The sequence below is a fragment of the Acinetobacter sp. UBA2063 genome, from assembly GCF_002333245.1.
In the GTDB taxonomy this organism is placed as follows: Bacteria; Pseudomonadota; Gammaproteobacteria; order Pseudomonadales; family Moraxellaceae; genus Acinetobacter; species Acinetobacter parvus.
Genome location: NZ_DDAH01000125.1, coordinates 1 through 6,059, shown reverse-complemented (window position 1 = coordinate 6,059; position 6,059 = coordinate 1). Strand labels below are relative to the sequence as shown.

General features: G+C 46.2%; 4 protein-coding genes. 2 read left to right on the top strand and 2 right to left on the bottom strand.

What is annotated here, in order from left to right; all coding sequences use genetic code 11:
* Positions 1–19: 19 nt before the first annotated feature.
* Both gspG and gspF read right to left on the bottom strand, forming a co-directional pair.
* Entirely contained in the window at positions 20–553 is a 534-nt protein-coding gene (gspG, locus tag B4H32_RS05615; RefSeq protein WP_286800837.1) for a type II secretion system major pseudopilin GspG, read from the bottom strand.
* Between the two features lie 8 nt (positions 554–561).
* Positions 562–1,767 carry a type II secretion system inner membrane protein GspF gene (gene gspF, locus B4H32_RS05610; protein ID WP_004674462.1) on the bottom strand — a complete coding sequence of 402 codons (1,206 nt, stop codon included), beginning with the start codon at positions 1,765–1,767 and terminating at the stop codon, positions 562–564.
* A gap of 162 nt (positions 1,768–1,929) precedes the next feature.
* On the opposite strand from gspF, the gene B4H32_RS05605 reads away from it, so the two are divergent.
* On the top strand, positions 1,930–4,155 hold the full coding sequence (locus B4H32_RS05605) for a primosomal protein N' (protein ID WP_262450211.1): 2,226 nt from the start codon (positions 1,930–1,932) through the stop codon (positions 4,153–4,155).
* Between the two features lie 37 nt (positions 4,156–4,192).
* On the top strand, positions 4,193–6,010 hold the full coding sequence (locus B4H32_RS05600; protein WP_286800829.1) for a cation:proton antiporter: 1,818 nt from the start codon (positions 4,193–4,195) through the stop codon (positions 6,008–6,010).
* Positions 6,011–6,059: the final 49 nt, after the last annotated feature.

Below are 6,059 nucleotides of genomic sequence, written 5' to 3'. Positions count from 1 at the left end.
TGATATTTTTGATTAGTTATTATGGCTGATAATAAATATAAGCATCATTACCCTCGCCGCCCTCTTTACCATCCGCACCAAAGGAATATAAATCAAATGCACGGCCTTCACGGCCCGGAATCACGTACTGCAAGTCATTTTCCCAGCTGTCTTTAGGATAGCCACCCTTGACATAGCCACCTGGCAACCAGTTCTTTGCAGAGGCAGGCTGGTTTACCAAGGCATCCAGACCACCATCCTGCATGCTTGGATAACGCCCATTATCTAATTTATATTGGTCTAAAGCGCCAGCAACACCTTTTAGAGTAATTTGCGTGGTATCAACTTTAGCTTTTTCGCCACGCCCCATCACGTTAGGTACTATCAGCGCAGCCAATACACCTAAAATCACAATCACCACCATCACTTCGATTAGGGTGAATCCTGAGACCCGAGAAAACCGAGCAACGCTCGGTCGGGTCGCAAGACGAGAAGCTGTGCTTCGAGTAGCAGAATTAGGATTATGCTTAGAATGCTGTTCACTCACTGAATTATTCATTTTCATCTCAAACATCAAATTTCCTAGATCATATTATTCATATTAATAATTGGCAACATGACTGCAATCACAATCACCAATACAATGGCTGCCATAAAGACCAGCATCAGCGGCTCCAGCAATGCCAGCAAGGTGGAGATAAAGGTGCTAACTTCCCGATCCTGCATGGTCGATGCCCGATCCAGCATGCGGTCCAGTTCACCCGAAGCTTCACCGCTACGGATCATTTGTACCATCATTGGTGGGAAATAACCGCAACGCTCTAATTGTGTTGCCAAATTACCACCTTCTGTTACACGTTCCATCGCCACTTCAATGGCATCGCGAATCACCCAGTTATTGCTCACTTCCGAGCCAATGCGTAATGCCTCAACCAAAGGTACACCTGAGCGGGTTAGGATTGACAGCGTACTGGCAAAACGCGCTGCATTTATACCACGTGAAAGTTTACCAAACAGTGGTAACTTGAGCGTTAAACGGTCAAAGGCATAATGCCCTGCTGTGGTTCTGAGAAAGCGGGTAAATAGGATAATTGCGATTACGGCAAGGATCAGCATTCCTATCCAGGTATGGCGAATAAAGGTACTGGCTTTCATCAGCAGAACCGTAATCCACGGCAAGGCTTCCTTGCTTTGCTCAAAGGTTTTGACGATTTCAGGCACGACATAGGTCATCAAGCCCATCACAATCCCAAATGACATCAGCATTAGGATAATCGGGTAGATCATCGCACCCTGAATTTTCTTCTGCATGGCAAAGCGGTTTTCAGTGTAGTCTGAAAGCTGGTCTAAAATCAGGTCCAGATGCCCCGAACGCTCCCCTGCCGCAACCGTAGCAATATACAACTCAGGAAAACGACCTGATTGCTGCATGGCCTGAGCCAGTGAATGGCCTTCCAGCACTTTAGAACGCACGGCAATTAACAGGTTTTGCACATGGGCCTTTTCGCTTTGTTTACTGACCGCACGCAAGGCTTCTTCCAGCGGAATACCTGCCGCAACCAGCACTGAAAGCTGACGGGTCATCAACGCCAAATCATAGGCACCAAAACCCTTTCTAAACCATGAGCGCTGTTGCTGTTTGTCTTTTTGTTCAACCGCATCGACCGCAATCGGTGTCCATGCTTTATCTCGTAACTGTTGACGGATTTGGCGCGCGGAATCTCCCTCAAGCACACCTTTATGTTGCTTTCCTGAAGCATCAAGCGCAGTAAATTGATAAGCAGGCATGGTTCTGTTCTAATTATCCCAAAATAGTTGTCGTTACCGTTATATCCGTGTATGAGATGGGGAACCAGTGTTCCGCAAGAAATTCATCGACATAATGCACAGCACTTTAGCATAATTCAACAACATGCAGTCATGCCATTTTACACCTGATTGAAGCCTAATATGCCGAACCAAAATTCCAGCGCCGTTGTTTACCGTATTCGGGTCGCCATTCCTGTCTATATTTATGACACGTTTGACTATACGCTCAGTGCAGAGCAGTATCCACAGGCACAGGTTGGCGCACGGGTTGCGGTTTCTTTCGGGCGGCAGAATCTCATTGGTATCATCACTGAAAAGCTTGACCCAAACGAGGCATTTACAGGTCAATTCAAGCTTAAGGCGATCACGGAATTACTCGATAATGAAGCGATTCTAGACCAACAAGTTTTAACTTTATTGACATGGTCAGCACAATATTACCAATTTCCAATTGGCGAAGTCATACAAAGCGCCTTACCCACCTTACTCAGGCAAGGCCGCGCCCTGGACATCCTGTTTCATCAATGGAAAGTCATTCCACATGATGACCCTAATGGCTTATTGAAACGCTCGCAAAAACAATATGATGCTTACCAGATTCTGAAGCTGCATCCACACGGAACCACAGAGAATATTTTAAACTTGAGCGGCGTGGAAACCGCCACACTGAAGGCACTGGAAAAAAAGGGGCTGGTGCAATGTCAGCTTGAACCGCATGATTTCACGCCTATGCCTGTACAGTTGGCACAAATGCCACTCACAGCCAATCCAGACCAAAAGCAAGCCATTGAACAAATTTTAAAATCGCTGCATCACTATCAGGCTTTTTTACTGGATGGCTTAACAGGCAGTGGTAAAACTGAAGTTTATTTGCAGGTCATGTATGAGGTGTTAAAACAGGGCAAACAGGTGCTGGTGCTGGTGCCTGAAATTGGCCTGACCCCGCAAACCGTTGCACGTTTTAAGTCTCGCTTTCACTGTGATGTAGCCTTGCTGCATTCAGGCCTGAATGACTCAAAACGCCTACAGGCCTGGCAACATGCCCAGACGGGTAAAGCTTCAATTGTGATTGGCACACGCTCAGCAATTTACACGCCATTGCCCCGTCTTGGCCTGATTATTCTGGATGAAGAACATGACCTTTCCTATAAGCAACAAGAGGGTTTTCGCTACCATGCCCGTGATGTGGCACTCTATCGGGGGCATCTGCAACAATGTCCCGTAATTTTGGGGTCAGCCACACCAAGTATTGATAGTTACCACTTGGTCGAGTCAGGTAAATTACATTTACTTGAATTAAACCAACGTGCTGGCGTTGCAAGCCTGCCCAAGATGCATGTGATTGACCTGAAAGTGGCAAAAAAACAGCATGGCATCAGTCAGCCCCTGATTGAGCAAATCAGGCAGACACTGGAACGCAAGGAACAGGTACTGATCTTTCTCAACCGCCGTGGCTATGCGCCTGTGTTGATCTGTGAAAGTTGTGGCTGGCAAGCCAATTGCCCACATTGCGATGCCCACTTTACTGTGCATTCACAACCCTATCATTATTTGCATTGTCACCATTGCGGTACCATTCACCGTTTGCCTGAACACTGCCCTGAATGCCAACAGCAAAGCTTAAAGAGTCTGGGTGCGGGCACAGCAAAAGTTGAGGAACACTTGAATGAGCTTTTTCCGCATCACGATGTGATTCGGGTTGACCGCGACAGCACCAGTCGGGTGGGAAGCTGGCAGAAGATTTATGACCGTATTCAGCAAAACAAACCCACGATTTTGCTGGGTACGCAAATGCTGGCAAAAGGACATCATTTCCCCCACGTCACCCTAGTTGCCATTCTAGATATTGATGCAGGTTTATTAAGTGTGGATATCCGTGCGCCAGAGCGTACTGCCCAGTTGATTGTTCAGGTTGCGGGCCGTGCAGGACGCGGGGAACACAAAGGCAATGTCTATCTGCAAAGCCTACGCCCTGACCACCCCATGCTGACCACATTGATTGAACATGATTACCGAACCGTTGCAAAGCACATGCTGGCTGAACGCAAAATAGCGTTATTGCCACCCTATCGTTATGCTGCACTGGTTCGGGTTGAATCCAAAGATAGAGAATATAGTCAGCAATTCCTGTCTGAGATTGCCCAGCAATTCAGAGTGATGGCAACAGACAGTGTTGATATTTGGGGGCCTATTCCTGCACCGATGGAACGTAAAGCAGGCCGTTATCGGGCACACATGGTGATTTTGTCTGCTGATCGGGCAAAACTGCATTTTTATTTACGTCAATGGTGGCAACAAGTGGTACATTTACCTCGTCAGCATCAACTGAGACTGTCGATTGATGTGGACCCACAGGAGTTTAGTTAGAACTGAATATGAGAAACATAAAAATTTGAGGCATTAGATGTCCTTACTGCTACAAATCATTTTATTATTGCTTGCGACCTTAATCTTTGCACCATTGGCAAAACGCTATGCCTCAACCTCTATTTTGGGTTATCTAATCGTAGGGCTATTGCTGGGTTCTGGTGTTTTTAATCTGATTCATGATGCAGGGCTAATCAGTCAAATGACTGACTTGGGCATGATCATGTTGATGTTGTTTCTGGGCTTTGACTTTAAACCGCAACAACTCTGGGTACAGCGCCATAGTCTGATGATCAATAGTGGATTGCCACTGTTACTTAGCATTATTTTCTTGGTCAGTGCCAGTTTTTTCATCCTACAGGATTTTCTAAAAAGTATGATTCTGGGCTTTGCACTTGCCCTGTCATGCATCACCCTTGTACAGCAACTGCTTCAAAATAAAATACAAATCAACAGTAAATTGGGGCAGACTGCACTATCCAGCCTACAGTTACACAGCTTGTTTGCAGTGGTTCTGATTGGCTTGTTTCCCCTACTGGAAGACACCGCATCAACCCAGCATGGAATCGCCTATTTCGCTGCGATTATTGCTACCATTTCAGGCTTGTTTCTCGCAAGCCGTTATCTGGTTCGTCCTGCCTTTCGCTTTTTGGCACATCGCCATAGTATTGAGCTGATTCCAGTTCTGGGATTATTGATTGTTCTCTCAGTGGTTTTAATCATAGATATTCTGAATATCCATGTACTGATTGGCGCTTTTCTGGCAGGCATCTTACTGGCAGAGACTGAGTTTAAGGTAGAGGTTGAACGGATTATTTCCCCTTTTAGAGATGCGGCAATCGGGTTGTTGTTCCTTGCCATAGGACTGGGACTTTCCCTGGCTCCCCTGCTACAGTCACCTTTATTCATTCTGGGTTGCATTCTTGGATTGTTGCTGATTAAAACCGTTGTGATTGCGGCATGCAGTTATTATCAGCACCGTTCTACCAAGTTCAGCCTTGGACTGTCCATCCTGCTGACACAAAGCGGTGAAGTGTCTTTTATTCTGCTAAAAATCGCAGAAACCGAACAGTTACTCAACAAAGAGATTTTGCAACCGACCTTGCTGATCATATTTGGCTCGATGCTGCTCACCCCACTGCTGTATTGGCTAATGAATGCCAAAATCTTACCCCTGATACAGAAAAAAACGCCTGCACCTATTCAGGATGTGCCACAGCATCCCATTCTGATCGTGGGCTTTGGGCGTTTTGGACAAGTCGTTGCACGCGCCTTACATGCGCAAGGCAGGCAGTTCAGTGTGATGGACAGCAACCAGCCCGATGCCGACTTTATTGAACAATATGGACACCATTTTCTGGATGCCGATGTCACCCAAGTCGAAAATCTGCGTGCGGCAGGTATTGAATATTGCAAGTTGCTGATTGTTGCCATTGATGATGTTGAGGACAGCATGAACCTGGTTCGTCATCTTCGTTTAAATTATCCAGACCTGAGCTTGCTGGTACGTGCGCGTGACCGTCATCATGCCCATTTACTGCATGATTTGGGCATTCAGCATGTTTGGCGTGAAACCTATTTATCTTCTGTGGATATGGCCCAACAGGCACTGATTGAAACTGGATGTTCAACTGCGGATGCACAGGTACAAATCAGCCAGTTCCAGCAGCAGGATCAACAGTTGCTGAATCAGTCGCTCTGGTCTCATGATCAGTATGCAACAATGGACCATTATCCCAATGCACTAGCTGAACTTGAGTATTTATTTGAAAACATAAAAATTATTTCTCCAGAATGCTTGCCTGATGATCAGGTGACACAAACTGCTGCAAAATCGCCGCATGAAACATCTTGAGTTTTGGTAAAGCGCCACCATTATTGACTGCATACCGCCATTCACCCAC